Source organism: Curtobacterium luteum, assembly GCF_001475545.1.
GTDB classification, from domain to species: Bacteria; Actinomycetota; Actinomycetes; order Actinomycetales; family Microbacteriaceae; genus Curtobacterium; species Curtobacterium luteum_A.
Genome location: NZ_LDQC01000012.1, coordinates 1 through 16,318, shown reverse-complemented (window position 1 = coordinate 16,318; position 16,318 = coordinate 1). Strand labels below are relative to the sequence as shown.

Below are 16,318 nucleotides of genomic sequence, written 5' to 3'. Positions count from 1 at the left end.
GCACGGATGTGCGGGAACCACCCGGACAGGCGGTGGGAGAATCGTCCGGTGACCGACGCCCCCGCCTCAGCCCTCCCCGGGACGCACCCCCTCACCTCCGGCCTGACCAGCGGTTCCCCGCTCGTCCGTGCGCTCCGGGGCGACCGACCCGAGACGCTCCCCGTGTGGTTCATGCGGCAGGCCGGGCGTTCGCTGCCGGAGTACCGCGAGCTGCGCGTCGGGACGGCGATGCTCGACGCCTGCCTCGACCCCGCGATGGCGTCGGAGATCACGCTCCAGCCGGTCCGTCGGCACGGGGTGGACGCGGGCATCTTCTTCAGCGACATCGTCGTGCCGATCAAGCTCGCGGGCGTCGACGTCGAGATCGTGCCCGGTCGCGGCCCGGTACTCGGTGCCCCGATCCGCACGGCAGCGGACGTGGACGCCCTGGAACCCCTCGATCCGACGTCCCTCGCACCGATCACCGAGGCCGTCGCGCGGACGGTCGCCGAGCTCGGGAGCACGCCGCTCATCGGGTTCGCCGGCGCGCCCTTCACCCTCGCCGCCTACCTGGTCGAGGGCGGTCCGTCGAAGGACCACATCCGCGCCCGGACGCTCATGCACGCCGACCCGGAGACCTGGTCGCGCCTGCTCGCCTGGGCGGCGGACGTGTCGGGGGCGTTCCTCCGCGCGCAGGTGCTCGCCGGCGCCTCCGCCGCGCAGCTCTTCGACTCGTGGGTGGGGTCGCTGCCCCGTGCCGACTACCTCACGTCCGTGGCACCGCACTCCGCCCGGGCGCTCGAGCACGTCGTGGACCTCGGCGTCCCGCGGATCCACTTCGGCGTCGGCAGCGGCGAGGTCCTGCACGACATGACCACCCTCGGGGGCGACGACGTCGTGGTCGACGGCGTCGGGGTGGACTGGCGCATCCCCCTCGACGAGGCCGTCCGCCGTGTCGGTACCGACGTCACCGTGCAGGGCAACATCGACCCGGCCATGCTCGCCGCTCCCTGGCCGGTGCTCGAGGCCCACGTGCGCGACGTCGTCCGTCGTGGCGGTGCTGCACGTGCCCACGTCGTCAACCTCGGGCACGGCGTCCCGCCCGAGACCGACCCGTCCGTGATCACCCGCGTCGTCGAGCTGGTGCACTCCCTGGGCTCCGGCCGGACGGCGGGGGAGCCGGCGTGACGGACGTCGTCGTCGTCGGCGGTGGTGTCGCCGGCCTCGTCGCCGCGCGGGACCTCGCCAAGGGCGGTGCCCACGTGGTGCTCGTCGAGGCGTCCGGCGTGCTCGGCGGGATGGTCCGCCGGCACACGGTCGCCGGCATCGACCTCGACATGGCCGCGGACTCGTTCGCGACGCGGACGGACGCCGTCAGCCGACTCGCGATCGAGCTCGGGCTCGGCAACGACATCGTGACCCCGGACCAGCGCGGCGCCTGGCTGATGACCCGGGACGGCCGAACCGCGCCCATCCCCGCCACCGGCCTCCTCGGCATCCCGAGCACCCCGATGGCCGCCGACGTCCTCGCCGTGATCGGGCAGAAGGGCGGGCTCCGGGCGCAGATGGACTCGCTGCTCCCGTCGCCCGTCGGCGCGAAGGCCGCATCGCTCGGTGAGCTCGTCCGGAAGCGGATGGGCGAGCGCGTGCTCGACGACCTCGTCGTCCCGATCGCGGGCGGCGTGCACTCGACGCACCCCGACCGGCTCGACCCCGACCGGGTGGCACCGGGGCTGCGTGGCGCGCTCCTCCGGGACGGTTCGCTCGCCCGCGCGGTGCTCGCGCTCCGGTCCCGCGCCGCCGCAGGGTCGGCGGTCCAGGGCATCCGCGGCGGCACCGTGCGCCTGGTCGACGAACTCGTGGCGGACATGGAGACCTACCGGGTCGACGTCCGGCTGCACACGCGTGCGACCGCGGTCACCGGGCACCACGTCGAGGTCACCGGAGCGGACGGCGAGACCGAGACGCTCGTGGCCGACCACGTCCTGTCGTCGACGGCCGATCCCCAGCGCACGGCGGCGGCCGACCGCACCGGGATCGAGCTGGTGACGCTCGTCGTCGACGAACCCGCCCTCGACGCCGCCCCTCGCGGGACGGGCATGCTCGTCCACCCGGACGCCGAGGGGGTCGGTGCCAAGGCCCTGACGCACGCCACGGTCAAGTGGCCCTGGCTCGCCGAGGCCACGGGCGGCCTGCACGTCCTGCGCCTCAGCTACGCGACGCGCGCCGACGTCGACAGGACGCGCCAGCCGGACGTGGCCACGAGCCTCCCGGTCGACCCAGCCGACCCGACCGGGACGCGAGCCGTCCGCGACGCCGTCACCCTGCTGGGGGTGCCGTTCGGGACAGAACGCGTCCGTGGCGCGGCCCGGGTCCGCTGGTACGGACCGGACACCACCGCCGCCGGGCTGGCAGAGGGAGTCGTCGGGATCGGTGAGGCGACGACCGGTCGTGGCCTGTCCGGCATCGTCTCGTCCGCCCGGGCAGCCGCCGAACGCATCCTGGACGACGCGGACCTGTGAACCTGGGCGGACCCGGCAGCGGCCGAGGGCTACTGTTGGGGAGACGCCGGACGTATTCCGCTCGGCGCATGACCACCGCACACTGACCCAACGGAGGAATCGCACATGCGAGGCAAGCTCCTGTTCGTCGCCGGCGCAGCACTCGGGTACGTCCTGGGATCACGAGCCGGACGGGCGCGGTACGAGCAGATCAAGACCGTCAGCGGCAAGATCTGGAACAGCAACGGCGTCCAGAAGGGCGTGCACACGGCTGAAGAGTTCATCGCCGACAAGACCCCGGACGTCGCGGAGTTCGTCGGCGAGCAGACCAAGAAGGTCGTCCGCAAGGTCGGGCAGAAGAAGGACGCTCACACCTCATGACCGACACCCGCGACCGCAAGCCGCGTTCGCTGTTCGGTCTGGTCGGCGACGTCCCGAAGCTCGTCAAGGAGCTCGTGACCGGTGAGCTCAACCTGCTCAAGGCCGAGATGCTGGCGAAGGTCAAGATCTTCGCGCTCGCGGCCGGGCTCCTCATCGCGGCGCTCGTCATCGTGCTGTACGCGATCGGCGTCCTGCTGACGGCTGCCGTGATGGGTCTCGCGACCGTCATGCCGGCGTGGCTCGCCGCGTTGATCATCGCCGTCGTGATGCTCATCATCGCCGCGATCCTCGGCCTGATCGGGTGGAAGCGCTTCAAGAAGGGGCTGCCGATCACGCCGAAGCGCACGATCGACAGCGTGAAGAACGACGTCAACGCGGTGAAGGGTCTCGGCAAGAAGCCGACCCCGGCCACGCGGTACGGCTCCCGACGCCCCGACGTCGGCGGCCGGTTCTGACGGCGCAGACGCTCCGAACACCGCACCGCGAACGATGACAGCCGGATCCGGCACCAGCACCACCGACGGAGGAACCGTGACCGACCAGCAGCACGACGACATGGCCGCCCGCGTCGCGGCGACCCGAGCGCAGCTGTTCGACACCCTCGACGCCATCGAGGACAAGCTCAACGTCCCCAAGCAGATCGGCATCGCGGCCGCCAAGGTGAAGCAGCGCGCGGACGAGAACCCCGTGCCGTACCTGGCCGGGCTCGCAGCCGGTGTGGTGGTGGTCGGGGGTATCGTCGTAGCGGTGCTCCGACGGCGGTGACCGGCCGACGCATCGTCGCCGCGCGGGTCCGTCCTCGTCGGGCGCTCTTCGGCAGGGGGCCGAGGTAATCCCTGGTAACCGATAGGACAAAAGGACCCATGAGTTCCACCGTGCCCGCTCCGGGTGACGCCCACGAGACCGACCCGGCCTCCGGCATCGATCCGAACCTCCTGACGGCCTACGCCCTGTGGGCCGTCTTCCGCCGTCCGGTCGGCGCCGTCACCCCGGCCGGGGACGCCGGCGTCGCCGAGCTCGACACCGTCGTGTCCGCCGCGGCCGACCGTGGCGTGACGATCCGGGGCTTCTACGACGTCTCCGGCTTCCGCGCCGATGCCGACGTCATGATCTGGCTGCACGGCGACGACGCACGGGCGATCCAGGCCGTGCTGCGCGAGATCCGCCGCACCGCACTCTTCCGCGACGCCGAACCGGTCTGGCACGCGATGGCCATGCACCGCGAGGCCGAGTTCAACAAGCGGCACACCCCCGCGTTCCTCCGCGGCAAGGACCCCGAGGCGTGGATCACGGTGTACCCGTTCGTCCGCTCCTACGAGTGGTACCTCCTGCCGGAGGACGAGCGCTCGAAGATGCTCCGCGACCACGGCATCGCCGGCGCGAAGTACCGGCGGGTGCTCACGAACACGATCGCGACGTTCGCCCTGAGCGACTACGAGTGGATCCTCCCGCTCGAGAGCCCCGACCTGGTCGACCTCGTCGACCTCATGCGCGACCTGCGCTACACCGAGGCACGCCTCCACGTCCGTGAGGAAGTGCCGTTCTACACCGGTCGTCGCGTGACGACCGCCGAGCTGCCGGAGGTGCTCTCGTGACCGACACCAGCCAGATCACGAACGGACGCGGAGCCGTCCTCGCCGCGACCCCCGCGGCGGCCGACGGACCCGAGCACGTCGAGGTCCCGACCGCCTACGACGCGATCCTGCTCGCGGGCTTCGGCGGACCGGAGGGGCAGGACGACGTCATCCCCTTCCTGCGCAACGTCACACGCGGCCGCGGCATCCCGGACGAGCGCCTCGAAGAGGTCGCGCACCACTACCGGCACTTCGGCGGTGTGAGCCCGATCAACGCACAGAACCGCGCCCTCAAGGCCGCGCTCGAGGCCGAACTCGCAGAGCGCGGCATCGACCTGCCCGTGCTGTGGGGCAACCGCAACTGGGACCCCTACCTCGAGGACGCCTTCACGGAAGCCGCCGACCGCGGTCTGACGAACCTCATCGCGATCGCGACGAGTGCCTACTCGTCGTTCTCGAGCTGCCGGCAGTACCGCGAGGACTACGCCCGCGTGCTCGACGCCACCGGTCTCATCGACACGATCAAGATCGACAAGGTCCGGCAGTTCTTCGACCACCCGGGCTTCGTCCGGCCGTTCGTGGACGGCGTGCGCGACGGCCTGGCGAAGGCGATCGCGGAGAACGACGGACTCGACCTCGCGACCGAGTTGCACGTGCTGTTCTCGACGCACTCGATCCCCTCGGCCGACGCCGCCCGTTCCGGGCCCGACTTCCGCGGGTTCGACGAGCACGGCGCGTACGAGGCACAGCACCTCGCGGTCGCCGAGGTCGTCCTCGACCAGGCCTGGGCGGAGCTCCTCGAGCAGCCGGAGTACGCGCACCTGCAGGGCACGAGCAAGCCTGCGTGGAAGCTCGTCTACCAGTCGCGCTCGGGCCCCCCGACGCAGCCCTGGCTCGAGCCGGACATCAACGACTACATGAACGACGAGCTCAAGGGCGGCCCCACCCGCGCCGTGCTCATCGTCCCGCTCGGCTTCGTGAGCGACCACATGGAGGTCATGTGGGACCTCGACGAAGAGGCCACCGAGACCGCGCAGGAGCTCGGCTTCTGGTCCGTCCGCACGCAGACGCCCGGCGTCGACCCGGCGTACGTCGCGGGGCTGGTCGACCTCGTGCTCGAGCGTGTCAACGGCGTCCCGACGTCCGAGCGACCGCACCTCACGGACATCGGGCCCTGGTACGACGTCTGCCGCCCGGGGTGCTGTGAGAACGTGCGCGCCGGGTTCAAGCCCGCCGCCGCCGGTCTGGCGCCGTGAGCGAGCAGACGGCAGCCGAGCAGGACGGCTCCGTGCCGACCGGCCCCGCACCCATCCGTCTCGGCACCCGGGCCAGCCGGCTCGCGATGTCGCAGTCGCAGGACGTCGCCGACCGGCTCGCGAAGGCGTCCGGCCGACCCGTCGAGCTCGTCGAGGTGACCAGCGAGGGCGACACGAACCGTGCGTCGCTCGCCAGCCTGGGCGGGACGGGGGTGTTCGCGAGCGCGCTCCGTGAGGCCCTCGTCGCGGGCGAGGTCGACGTCCTCGTGCACTCCCTCAAGGACCTCCCGACCGCGCCGTACCCGGGGCTGACGATCGCGGCGGTGCCCAAGCGCGCCGACGCCCGTGACGTCCTCGTCGCCCGCAACGGCGCCACCGTGGACTCCCTGCCCGAGGGCGCGAAGGTCGGCACGGGTTCGCCCCGCCGGGTCGCGCAGCTCAAGGCCAGGCGCCCGGACCTCGACGTGGTGGACATCCGCGGCAACATCGACACCCGCCTCGGTCGGGTGGAGGACGACCTCGACGCGGTCGTGCTCGCCGCCGCGGGCCTCGGCCGCATCGACCGGCTGAGCGCTGCCACCGAGCTCCTCGACCTCGGCTTCTGGCCGAGTGCCCCCGGTCAGGGTGCGCTGGCGGTCGAGATCCGGTCGGACGAGACGGACACGAAGCTGCTGGCCGCGCTCCGGAAGCTCGACCACGCGCCGACCCGCCTCACGGTCACGGCCGAGCGCGAGGTCCTGGCGAAGCTCGAGGCGGGGTGTTCGGCGCCGATCGGCGCGACCGCGGTCGTGGATGCCGAGCTCCTGCTCGTCAGCGCGACGGTGTACCGGCCCGACGGGTCCGAGTACCGCACGGCATCGCACGCGGCGCACCTCGACGGGTCTGCACAGGAACGCCTCGACGAGGCCCTCGACGTCGGCCGCCGGGTCGCTGCCGAGCTGCTCGAGAACGGCGCGGCCGAACTCGCCGACCTCGCGTCGTCGGTGTCGGACGCCCCTGCGGACGGCGACCACTCGGCCGGACCCGGCCTGGCCACACCGGCTGCCGCACAGCCCGCAGACGACGACTCGACCTCGGGCGCCGGGACCGGCACGGCGACCACCACGGACTGACCACGGACGGCGACACTCCCGTGCACGACGAGCCGCGTCCCCCGGTCGTGCTGGTCCCGCGCGGCGGCACCTGGGGCGAGCAGGTCGCGGCCGCCGCGCGGGCGCGCGGGCTCGACCCGGTCGTCGTCCCGTTGATCACCGACGCGCCGCCCGCCGACCCGGCAGCGCTCGACGCCGCGCTCGCACGACTCGGGCGCGGGGTCAGCACGCCGACGGACGGGAGGCCCGACACGGCTCCGGCAGACGCAACCCGTGCAGACGCGAGCGGTGCAGACGGGGCCGGTGCAGACGCGACCGGTGCGGACGGGGCCGGTGCGGACGGGGCCGGTGCGCTCGCCCCCTGGCTCGCGGTGACCAGTGCGACGGCCGTGCGGATGGTCGCCGGACGCGTGCCGCGCCTCCCGGTCGGGGTGCGTGTCGCCTGCGTCGGCGAGGCGACCGCGCGTGCTGCCCGACAGGCGGGCTGGCGCGTCGACCTGGTGCCGGAGACGGAGTCCGCCGCCGGACTCGTCGCTGCCTTCCCGCAGCCCGTCGGACGTGTCCTCTTCCCGCGCTCCGAGCTGGCTGCACCCACGCTCGTGGAGGGTCTGCGGGCCCGCGGGATCGACGTCGAGGACGTGGTCGCGTACCGTACCGTGGGGACCGGTGACGAGCCGGTCCGCCTCGACCGGGCACCTGACGCGGTGCTCGTGACGAGCGGCAGCGTCGCCTCGCAGGTCGCCCGCCGCATGACGCCGCTCGACCCGCGCACGCGCATCGCCTGCATCGGCCCCGGGACCGCGGCGGCCGCCCGCGGAGTCGGGTTGCCCGTGCACGTCGTGGCACGCGACCGTTCCGCTGAAGCCCTGCTCGACGCCGTCGCCGAGGCACTCCGTGCCGAACCGACCGGAGCACCCCGAGCACCAGAACCACCTCGAGCACCAGAACCACCCCGATCAGGAAGGTCATCGTGACCGGACAGTTCCCCCAGGTCCGCCCCCGCCGACTCCGAGCGACCCCGGCCATGCGTCGGCTCGTCGCCGAGACGCGCCTGCACCCGGCGGAGCTCGTGCTGCCGATGTTCATCCGCGAGGGCGCGACCGAAGCCGTGCCGATCTCGAGCATGCCCGGGGTGTCGCAGCACTCGCTCGACTCGTTCCGCCGCGCACTCGTCGAGGCGGCGGAGCAGGGGATCGGCGGCGTGAACCTGTTCGGCGTCCCCACGTCGAAGGACGCCGAGGGGTCCGGTGCGACCGACCCGGACGGCATCCTCAACGTGGCGATCCGCGTCGCACGGGAAGAAGTGGGCGACGCGCTCGTCGTGCAGTCCGACCTGTGCCTCGACGAGTTCACCGACCACGGGCACTGCGGCGTCCTCGCGGCGGACGGTTCGGTCGACAACGACGGGACGCTGCTGCGGTACCGCGACATGGCGGTCGCGCAGGCCGAGGCGGGGGCCGAACTCGTCTGCATGAGCGGGATGATGGACGGACAGATCGCCGCCGCCCGCGACGCCCTCGACACCGCAGGGCACAGCGGTACCGCCCTGCTGGCCTACTCGGCGAAGTACGCGAGCGCGTTCTACGGGCCCTTCCGTGAAGCCGTCGCGTCCTCGCTGCAGGGGGATCGTCGGACGTACCAGATCGACGCCGCGGACGGGCGCCAGGGCCTCCGCGAGATGCTGCTCGACATCGAGGAGGGTGCCGACATCGTCATGGTGAAGCCCGCGATGAGCTACCTCGACGTGCTCGCGCGGACGGCGGACGTCTCCGAGGTCCCCGTGTGGGCGTACCAGATCAGCGGCGAGTACGCGATGATCACCGCAGCGGCCCAGAACGGCTGGATCGACCGCGACGCCGCCGCGATGGAGGCGCTCGTCGGCATCAAGCGTGCCGGTGCCGACGCGATCCTCACCTACTTCGCGGTCGAGGTCGCACGGAAGCTCAACCAGGAGGCCGGCCTGCGCACGTCCGGCAGCACCGCGGCGGTGTCCGGCGTCGCCTCGACCGGGAAGGCCCCCGAATGACCACCACGACGACCACCACCAACGACCAGCTGTTCGGGCGCGCGAAGAACAGCATCCCCGGAGGCGTGAACTCGCCCGTGCGCGCCTACGGCTCGGTCGGTGGCACGCCCCGGTTCCTGACCGCCGCGAAGGGCGCGTACGTCACCGACGCCGAGGGTCGCGAGTACGTCGACCTCGTGGCGTCGTGGGGGCCGGCGATCCTCGGGCACGCCCACCCCGGCACGGTCGAGGCTGTGCAGCAGGCGGCGTCGCGTGGGCTGTCGTTCGGCGCGTCGACGCCGGGCGAGACCGAGCTCGCCGAGCTCGTGAAGCAGCGGGTCTCGGTGGACGGCGACGGACCGATCGAGAAGATCCGCATGGTGTCGACGGGCACCGAGGCCACGATGACGGCGATCCGGCTCGCCCGCGGGTACACCGGCCGTGACCTCCTGGTGAAGTTCGCCGGGCACTACCACGGCCACTCCGACTCACTCCTCGCCGAGGCCGGGTCGGGCGTCGCGACACTGGCGATGCCCGGGTCCGCGGGCATCACCGCCGAGACCGCCGCGCAGACCCTCGTGCTGCCCTACAACGACCTCGATGCCGTCCGCCGCGCGTTCGACGAGCACTCCGAGCGCATCGCCGCCGTGATCGTCGAGGCCGCGGCCGCGAACATGGGTGTCCTCGCCCCGGAGCGCGGGTTCAACCGTGCCCTGGCGCAGATCACGAAGTCGCACGGTGCGCTGCTCATCGTCGACGAGGTCCTCACCGGCTTCCGCGTCGGCCCGGCCGGCTGGTGGGGCCTCGAGGCGTCCAAGGTCGTGCCCGACGGTGCTGGCTGGAAGCCCGACCTCGTGACGTTCGGCAAGGTCATCGGCGGCGGCATGCCGCTCGCCGCGCTCGGCGGTCGACGTGAGGTGATGGACTTTCTCGCCCCGCTCGGCCCGGTCTACCAGGCGGGCACCCTCTCCGGGAACCCGCTCGCGGTCGCGGCGGGCATCGCGACGCTCCGCGCGGCGACGCCGGAGGTCTACGGGCACCTCGACCGGACCGCGGCGACCATCGCGACCGCGACGAGCGAGGCACTGTCCGCTGCCGGGGTCGCGCACACCGTGCAGCACGCCGGGAACCTGTTCTCGTTCGCGTTCACCGAGACGGCGCCGCGGGACTACGACGACGTCCGGGCGCAGGAGACGTTCCGGTACGCGCCGTTCTTCCACAGCATGCTCGACCAGGGCGTGACCCTGCCGCCGAGCGTGTTCGAGGCGTGGTTCGTCACGGCGGCGCACGACGACCGGGCCGTCGGTCGGGTCCTCGACGCGTTGCCCGCCGCGGCGCGCGCGGCGGCCGCCGCCACGGCCTAGCGGAGGGGACGCGTCGGTCGGGTCCGGGCGCGTCCGGGCGCGTTCGGGCTGCCGGAACCAGGTTCCGGACGGGGAACCGCGGAACGGTGCGGTGCTCTGTGCGGAACCTGGTTCCGCGGACGCCGGTCTGGAGGCGCGGATCGCCTAGACCGCTCGGCGTGCGTGCCAGCGACCCTCCGCACGCACGATGGCGAGCGGGAAGTCGAAGGCGTGCGACACCGCTGACGAGGTGATCACCTCGTCCGCAGTGCCCTGCGCGACCGATCGGCCGTCACGGAGCAACATCGCGTGCGAGGTCGACGCCGGCAGGTCCTCGAGGTGGTGCGTGACCATCACGCTGCCGAGCTCGGGATGCCGGTGGCGCAGCGCATCGACGGTCTCGAGCAGGTGCTCGCGCGCGGCGACGTCCAGTCCGGTCGCGGGTTCGTCGAGCAGCAGCAGCCGCGGTTCGGCCACGAGGGCCCGGGCGATGAGCGCGCGGCCCCGCTCGCCCTGGGACAGCACCGGCCACCGGGCGTCACGTCGCGCCGCGAGCCCCACGTCGGCGACGTGCTGCTCGGCGGCGGCGACCTGCTCGGCCGTCGGGGTCCAGCGGAGCATGAGGTCGGTCGTGCCGGTGACCCCGGTCAGGACGGTCTCGAGGACGGTCAGCGGCGAGGTCATGCGGTGCCGGGGATCGACGTGGCCGATGCGCTCGCGGAGCTGCCGGACGTCCACCCGACCGAGGCGACGTCCGAGCAGCTCGACGCTTCCGGCGGTCGGGTGCCCGGTCGCGCCCAGCACGGCGAGCAGGGTGGACTTGCCGGCGCCGTTGGGCCCGAGGAGCGCCCAGTGCTCGCCCTGCCGCACGGTCAGGTCGACGTCGCGGAGCAGGTCTCGCCCGGAGCGGGTGACCCGGAGACCCGAGGCGACGATCAGTTCGGACACGCCCGGGTCGGTCAGCGCGCGGCGCGCATCGAGCGCAGATGGTGGTCGGACACGCGCGCCAGGGATCGGAGGGCAGCGCTCGCCGCCTCGCCGTCCCGGTCCTCGATGGCCGCACGCAGCGGGTCGACGCTGTTCTTCAGGTCCCAGAACACGATGTCGGGCGACGCCAACGCGAGGAACTGCACGCGGGGCGCCAGGCTGTTGAAGAACGTCGCGAAGAGGGCGTTCTCGGAGTGCTGCACGAGGTAGGTGACGAAGGCGGTGATCTCGGTGCTCACCCGCTGGTCCTCGGCCTCGGCGTAGCCGCGGATCCGCTCGAGGATGTCGGTGGCCTCCGCGGCCTCGTCGTCCGTCAGGCCCGGGACCGCCCAGCGTGCCGCGAGCTCCGTGAACCCGAAGAGCACCTGGAGTGCATCGTCGAACTGTTCTGCGGTCGGGGTCGCGACACGGGTGTACCGATTCGCCTCCATCTCGACGAGTCCGTAGTCGACGAGCTTCGCGATGGCCTCGCGGATCGGGGTGCGACTGACACCGAGCCAGGCGACGAGCTCGTCGTCGTTGAGTCGTTCGCCTGCCTGCAGTGTGCCGTCCTGGATCGCGGCGAGCATCTTCTCGAGCACCACGTCGCGCAGGAGCTTCCGCGGCGAGTTCTCGACGGTGGACTTCGGGACCGGCATCGGTGCTCCTCACGGTTCAGGCGTGTTGTACTCCAATCCTAACGTGTCAATGTGCAAGCGCTTGTGAAATGACAGGACAGGAGTATCGCGCGGGTCACCGGGCCGTCACGTCGACGACCGTTCGGCCGTGCACCCGCCCGGCGACGACCTCGGGGCCGACCGCGATCGCGTCGGACAGCGACACCGTGCGGGTGACGTCCGCGAGCAGTGCGGGGTCGAGATCGGCCGCGAGTCGCTCCCACGCCCGCTGCCGCAGCGCGCGGGGTGCCTCGACCGAGTTGACACCGAGCAGCGACACCGCCCGCAGGATGAACGGCATCACGGTGGTCGGGAGTGCGGAGTCCTGCGCGAGGCCGCACGCCGTCACGGCCCCGCCCCACCGGGTGGCGGCGAGCACGTTGGCGAGGGTCGCACCCCCGACACTGTCCACAGCACCCGCCCATCGCGCGCGCTGCAACGGCTTGCCGAGGTCGGACAGCTCTGCCCGGTCGACCACCTCGGTCGCGCCGAGCCGACGGAGCGAGTCCGCGTTCGACACTCGGCCGGTCGAGGCCGTCACCGAGAAGCCGCGGGCCGCGAGCAGTGCGATCGCGACGGTCCCCACCCCGCCGGAGGCGCCGGTGACGAGCACCGGGCCGTCGTCGGGCGCGACCATCCGCTCCAGTGCGAGGACGCTGAGCTGTGCTGTGAAGCCCGCGGTGCCGATCGCGGCGGCGAAGGAGTCCTCGATGCCGTCGGGCAGGACCACCACGGCGTCGGCGGGCACGACGGCGTGGGAGGCCCACCCGCCGTGCCGGGTCTCGCCGAGGCCCGCTCCGTTGCAGGTCACCCGATCGCCGATCGCGACACCGTGCACCCCCGGTCCGAGGGCTGACACGGTGCCGACGACGTCGATCCCGGGCACGAGGGGATCCACGCGCGCGACGCCGGGGTTCCCGGCGAGCGCGAGGCCGTCCTTGTAGTTGACGCTCGATGTCGTGACGTCGACGAGGACCTCGCCCTCGGCGGGGTCCGGGAGGTCGACCTCCGTGACGGCGGGCGGGGCGGAACGGGAGACGAGGACGGCGCGGGTCACGTGTCGGACGCTACCCCGTCCCTCCAGGCCGGGTCGTCCCGACGACCGCGAGCCGCGACCCGCGTCAGCCGAACATGATGGTGGCTTCGCCCGGGGTGGGCGCAGCCCGCTCCTGCGGCACTCAGCCGAACATGATGGCGGCCTCGTCGTACCGCTCCTGCGGCACCGTCTTGAGCTCGCCGAGCGCCTCGTCGAACGAGACGTGCACGATCTCGGTCCCCTTGAGCGCGACCATGCGACCCCAGCGCTCCTCGACGACCGAGTCGATCGCCGCGAGCCCGAGGCGGGTCGAGAGCACCCGGTCGTACGCCGTCGGCGTGCCACCGCGCTGGATGTGACCGAGGGTCGTGGCACGGGTCTCGATGCCCGTCATCTCCTCGATGAGCGGCGCGAGCCGCTCGCCGATCCCGCCGAGCCGCGGCCGTCCGAACGCGTCGAGGCCGCGCTCGGTGTGGGCGGTGTCCTCGTGGTCGGGGACGAACCCCTCCGCGACGACGACGAGCGGCGCCCGGCCGCGGTCGTACGCGGCCCGCACCCACTGCGCGATCTGCTCCATGCTCGTCTTCTGCTCGGGGATGAGGATCGCGTGCGCGCCGGCGGCCATGCCCGAGTGAAGGGCGATCCAGCCGACGTGGCGCCCCATGACCTCGGCGACCATGCAGCGCGAGTGCGAGTCGCCGGTCGTGCGGAGGCGGTCCATCGCCTCCGTCGCGATCGCCACGGCGGTGTCGAAGCCGAACGTGTAGTCGGTCGCGCCGAGGTCGTTGTCGACGGTCTTCGGGACGCCGACGATCTTCAGGCCCGCGTCGGTGAGGCGCTTCGCGGCGGCCAACGTGCCCTCGCCGCCGATCGCGACGATGGCGTCGATGCCGTGCCGCTCCAGCGTGCGCTCGATGTTCTCCACGCCACCGCGCTCGCCCTCGAAGGGGTTCGTCCGGCTCGTGCCGAGGATCGTGCCGCCCTGCTTCGCGATGCCCTGGATGTCCTTGCGTCCGAGGGGGACGATGTCGCCGTCGACCACGCCTCGCCAGCCGTCGCGGAACCCGACGAAGTCGTGACCGTAGATCGCGATGCCCTTGAGCACGATCGCGCGGATGACCGCGTTGAGGCCGGGGCAGTCGCCGCCGGAGGTGAGGATGCCGATGCGCACGGGAACTCCATCGTCGGTGGTGGTGGGACACGCCCATCATGGCTGACGGTGGTTCCGCATTACCATCCTGGGGTGTCCTCCACTGCGTCCGTCACCGCCGTGCGTGGCGCGGAGCTCGCAGCGGGACGGGTCGACACGGTGTACCGACCCGACGGCCCGGTGGACGTCCGCGCGACGCTCCGGCCGCTGCAGCGCGGCTCCGGCGACCCCGCGTTCCGGGTGGTCGGTGCAGACACCTGGCTCGCACTGCGGACGCCGGCCGGGCCGGCGTCGGTGCTCGTGCGCAGGGCCGGACCGGCTGCGATCGCCGTCTCGGCGTGGGGTGACGGCGCCGAATGGGCCGTGACGCACGCTCCCGAGATGCTCGGCCGCGGTGACGACTGGTCGGACCTCGACGTGTCGACGCACCCGTTCCTCGCCGACGCCCGGCACCGCCAGCCCGGCCTGCGGCTCCTCCGGACGAACGCCGTGGTCGCAGCGCTCGTGCCGGCGATCATGGAGCAGAAGGTGACCTCGCGACAGGCATGGCGCGCGTGGCGGTACCTCCTGCGGCGCTTCGGCACGCCCGCGCCCGGTCCGGTGCCCGCGGACATGTGGGTGCAGCCGACCGCGGCCGGGTGGGCGGCGGTCCCGAGCTGGGAGTGGCACCGGGCCGGCATCGAGCCGGGCCGGTCGGCCACCGTGATGCGGGCGATGCGGGTCGCACCGGCCCTCGAGCGCACCCTCGCGCTCGGCCGCGGTGGTGCGACCGTGTCCGAACGGCTGCGGTCGGTGCCCGGTGTCGGACGCTGGACGGCGGCGGAGACGGCGCAGCGGGCGCACGGCGATCCGGACGCGCCGAGCGTCGGGGACTACCACGTGCCGGCCCTCGTCGGGTGGGCGCTGACCGGCGGTCCGGTCGACGACGACGGCATGCTCGAGCTCCTCGAGCCCTACCGCGGGCACCGCGAGCGGGTCGTGCGACTGATCGGAGGGTCGGGCTTCCGGAAGCCGTCGTTCGGGCCGCGCATGACGATCCAGGACCACCGGGACCACTGAGTCCGGACAAACGACGAACTCGGTCGTAGGCTCCTGTTGAGAACCGATCTCAGGAGGAATCATGACCGACACCAACCCGACCCCGGCCGGCGGCGACGCGGAGCACCACGTCGCCGAGCACGACGTCGCGGAACACGACCACGAGCAGGACGGCGGCGAGCACGAGACCGTCGAGCACGGCGACCACGTCGACTTCGTGCACGACGGGCACCGGCACGCCCGACACGGGGACCACTACGACGAGCACTGAGGGTCCCTGACGCGTCGTTGACGCGACCCACCGGACGGGAGGCCCGTGGCGGCGCCGCCACGGGCCTCCCGTCCGTCCGGTGGTCGCGGCGACGCGCGCCCGCGGTCAGGCGTGGCGCGTGCCCTCGCCCGCGAGCACCGCACGGTACCCCTCGCGGAAGGTCGGGTACCGCGGAGCCCAGCCGGTCGAGCGGAGCAGGGCGTTCGAGAGCCGCTTGTCCCCGCCGGCCTGCCGCCCCTCGCCGTCACCGCGGACGGGTTCGTCGACGCCGAGCTCGTCGGCGAGGAACCGGAGCACCTCGTCCAGCCGCACCGGCAGGTCGTCCGTGCCGAGGTACGTCGGCGCCGGTGCCTCGATGGTCGCGAGGTGCACGAGGGCCGCGGCGGCGTCGTCGCGGTGGATGCGGTTCGTGTGCGGTGAGGTGCCCGGCGCGAGTCGGGCGTCGCCCGAACGGACCTGGTCGACCAGCCGCTCGCGGCCGGGACCGTAGACCCCCGACAGCCGGAGCAGCACGGCCTCGGGCGCCCGCTCCCGGAGGAGCTCCTCGGCCTCGACGAGCACCGCTGCCGTGGGGGTGCTGGCGCGGACCGGGGTCGCCTCGGTGACCTCGCTCCCGTCGTCGACGTCGTACACCGCGGTCGAGGAGACCACGGCCACCCGTGGCGAGGCGCCGGACGCGTCGATCCCGTCGAGGACGTTCCGGAGCCCCTCGACGTAGGTCGCCCGGTACTCGTCGACGTCCCGGCTGCCGGCGGCCGTCGCGACGACCACCACGGACGTGTCGGAGGGGATCGTCGGCACGTCCCTGCGGAGGTCCGTGCTCCGTCCGGCGATCGGCGACGGCAGGAGCTCGGCGCGTCGCCGCAGGCCGATCACGTGGTGGCCGAGCGCGGCGAAGCGGAGACCGGCCTCGGTCCCCAGGTCGCCGCAGCCGGCGATGACGACGGTTCCGTGGTGCTGCACGGGTCCACTGTGCCAGGCGGGGCGCCCGCCCGCGGCGCGAAGGGCAGCGGGAGGCGCGGGAGGTGCGGGAGGCGCGGGAGGCGCGCG

General features: G+C 72.9%; 18 protein-coding genes. 13 read left to right on the top strand and 5 right to left on the bottom strand.

Going from position 1 to position 16,318, the window contains the following annotated elements:
* Positions 1-6: 6 nt before the first annotated feature.
* From hemE to hemL, 11 genes are all read left to right on the top strand, one after another.
* Positions 7-1,167 carry a uroporphyrinogen decarboxylase gene (gene hemE / locus NS184_RS02070; RefSeq protein ID WP_083513375.1) on the top strand — a complete coding sequence of 387 codons (1,161 nt, stop codon included), beginning with the start codon at positions 7-9 and terminating at the stop codon, positions 1,165-1,167.
* Entirely contained in the window at positions 1,164-2,501 is a 1,338-nt protein-coding gene (locus tag NS184_RS02065; protein ID WP_058724482.1) for a protoporphyrinogen/coproporphyrinogen oxidase, read from the top strand. Before hemE ends, NS184_RS02065 begins: the two co-directional genes overlap by 4 nt.
* A gap of 105 nt (positions 2,502-2,606) precedes the next feature.
* A complete protein-coding gene (locus NS184_RS02060; protein WP_058724481.1) occupies positions 2,607-2,861 on the top strand; it encodes a hypothetical protein in 255 nt (84 codons plus the stop codon).
* Entirely contained in the window at positions 2,858-3,316 is a 459-nt protein-coding gene (locus NS184_RS02055; RefSeq protein WP_058724480.1) for a phage holin family protein, read from the top strand. Before NS184_RS02060 ends, NS184_RS02055 begins: the two co-directional genes overlap by 4 nt.
* Positions 3,317-3,392: 76 nt before the next feature.
* A complete protein-coding gene (locus NS184_RS02050) occupies positions 3,393-3,626 on the top strand; it encodes a DUF3618 domain-containing protein (RefSeq protein WP_242862943.1) in 234 nt (77 codons plus the stop codon).
* A 98-nt stretch (positions 3,627-3,724) separates the two neighbouring features.
* Positions 3,725-4,456 (top strand): hydrogen peroxide-dependent heme synthase, encoded by a 732-nt coding sequence (gene hemQ / locus NS184_RS02045; RefSeq protein ID WP_083513374.1) that lies wholly within the window; start codon positions 3,725-3,727, stop codon positions 4,454-4,456.
* Entirely contained in the window at positions 4,453-5,691 is a 1,239-nt protein-coding gene (locus NS184_RS02040) for a ferrochelatase (protein ID WP_242862942.1), read from the top strand. Before hemQ ends, NS184_RS02040 begins: the two co-directional genes overlap by 4 nt.
* Positions 5,688-6,803: a hydroxymethylbilane synthase gene (gene hemC, locus NS184_RS02035; RefSeq protein ID WP_083513373.1), complete on the top strand. Its 1,116-nt coding sequence runs from the start codon at positions 5,688-5,690 to the stop codon at positions 6,801-6,803. Before NS184_RS02040 ends, hemC begins: the two co-directional genes overlap by 4 nt.
* Positions 6,804-6,823: 20 nt before the next feature.
* Positions 6,824-7,756, top strand: a complete 933-nt coding sequence (locus NS184_RS02030) for a uroporphyrinogen-III synthase (protein ID WP_058724478.1) — start codon at positions 6,824-6,826, stop codon at positions 7,754-7,756.
* Positions 7,753-8,808: a porphobilinogen synthase gene (gene hemB, locus NS184_RS02025; protein WP_275935015.1), complete on the top strand. Its 1,056-nt coding sequence runs from the start codon at positions 7,753-7,755 to the stop codon at positions 8,806-8,808. The genes NS184_RS02030 and hemB overlap by 4 nt, the downstream gene beginning before the upstream one ends.
* Positions 8,805-10,151 (top strand): glutamate-1-semialdehyde 2,1-aminomutase, encoded by a 1,347-nt coding sequence (hemL, locus tag NS184_RS02020; RefSeq protein WP_058724477.1) that lies wholly within the window; start codon positions 8,805-8,807, stop codon positions 10,149-10,151. The genes hemB and hemL overlap by 4 nt, the downstream gene beginning before the upstream one ends.
* 144 nt (positions 10,152-10,295) lie before the next feature.
* Here the strand turns inward: hemL and NS184_RS02015 are convergent, their stop codons facing one another.
* From NS184_RS02015 to NS184_RS02000, 4 genes are all read right to left on the bottom strand, one after another.
* Complete coding sequence (locus NS184_RS02015; protein WP_058724476.1) at positions 10,296-11,078, bottom strand: ABC transporter ATP-binding protein; 783 nt, start codon at positions 11,076-11,078, stop codon at positions 10,296-10,298.
* An 11-nt stretch (positions 11,079-11,089) separates the two neighbouring features.
* Positions 11,090-11,755 (bottom strand): GntR family transcriptional regulator, encoded by a 666-nt coding sequence (locus NS184_RS18145; RefSeq protein WP_058724475.1) that lies wholly within the window; start codon positions 11,753-11,755, stop codon positions 11,090-11,092.
* 94 nt (positions 11,756-11,849) lie between these two features.
* A complete protein-coding gene (locus NS184_RS02005) occupies positions 11,850-12,830 on the bottom strand; it encodes an MDR family oxidoreductase (protein ID WP_058724474.1) in 981 nt (326 codons plus the stop codon).
* Between the two features lie 121 nt (positions 12,831-12,951).
* Positions 12,952-13,980, bottom strand: a complete 1,029-nt coding sequence (locus NS184_RS02000) for a 6-phosphofructokinase (protein WP_058724473.1) — start codon at positions 13,978-13,980, stop codon at positions 12,952-12,954.
* Between the two features lie 72 nt (positions 13,981-14,052).
* Here NS184_RS02000 and NS184_RS01995 point away from each other — a divergent pair, with 72 nt between their 5' ends.
* Both NS184_RS01995 and NS184_RS01990 read left to right on the top strand, forming a co-directional pair.
* Positions 14,053-15,018, top strand: a complete 966-nt coding sequence (locus NS184_RS01995) for a DNA-3-methyladenine glycosylase family protein (protein WP_430733532.1) — start codon at positions 14,053-14,055, stop codon at positions 15,016-15,018.
* Between the two features lie 61 nt (positions 15,019-15,079).
* The gene (locus tag NS184_RS01990) at positions 15,080-15,268 is read left to right on the top strand and encodes a hypothetical protein (RefSeq protein ID WP_058724472.1); all 189 of its coding nucleotides are present in this window, start codon (positions 15,080-15,082) and stop codon (positions 15,266-15,268) included.
* A gap of 105 nt (positions 15,269-15,373) precedes the next feature.
* Here the strand turns inward: NS184_RS01990 and NS184_RS01985 are convergent, their stop codons facing one another.
* Positions 15,374-16,231: an NAD-dependent epimerase/dehydratase family protein gene (locus NS184_RS01985; protein ID WP_058724471.1), complete on the bottom strand. Its 858-nt coding sequence runs from the start codon at positions 16,229-16,231 to the stop codon at positions 15,374-15,376.
* Positions 16,232-16,318: the final 87 nt, after the last annotated feature.

Bases quoted from the DNA above. Each gene is read 5' to 3' on its own strand.
- NS184_RS01990 (WP_058724472.1), top strand. From the start codon at position 15,080: ATGACCGACACCAACCCGACCCCGGCCGGCGGCGACGCGGAGCACCAC.
- hemE (WP_083513375.1), top strand. From the start codon at position 7: ATGTGCGGGAACCACCCGGACAGGCGGTGGGAGAATCGTCCGGTGACC.
- hemQ (WP_083513374.1), top strand. From the start codon at position 3,725: ATGAGTTCCACCGTGCCCGCTCCGGGTGACGCCCACGAGACCGACCCG.
- NS184_RS02060 (WP_058724481.1), top strand. From the start codon at position 2,607: ATGCGAGGCAAGCTCCTGTTCGTCGCCGGCGCAGCACTCGGGTACGTC.
- hemL (WP_058724477.1), top strand. From the start codon at position 8,805: ATGACCACCACGACGACCACCACCAACGACCAGCTGTTCGGGCGCGCG.
- NS184_RS02055 (WP_058724480.1), top strand. From the start codon at position 2,858: ATGACCGACACCCGCGACCGCAAGCCGCGTTCGCTGTTCGGTCTGGTC.
- NS184_RS18145 (WP_058724475.1), bottom strand. From the start codon at position 11,755: ATGCCGGTCCCGAAGTCCACCGTCGAGAACTCGCCGCGGAAGCTCCTG.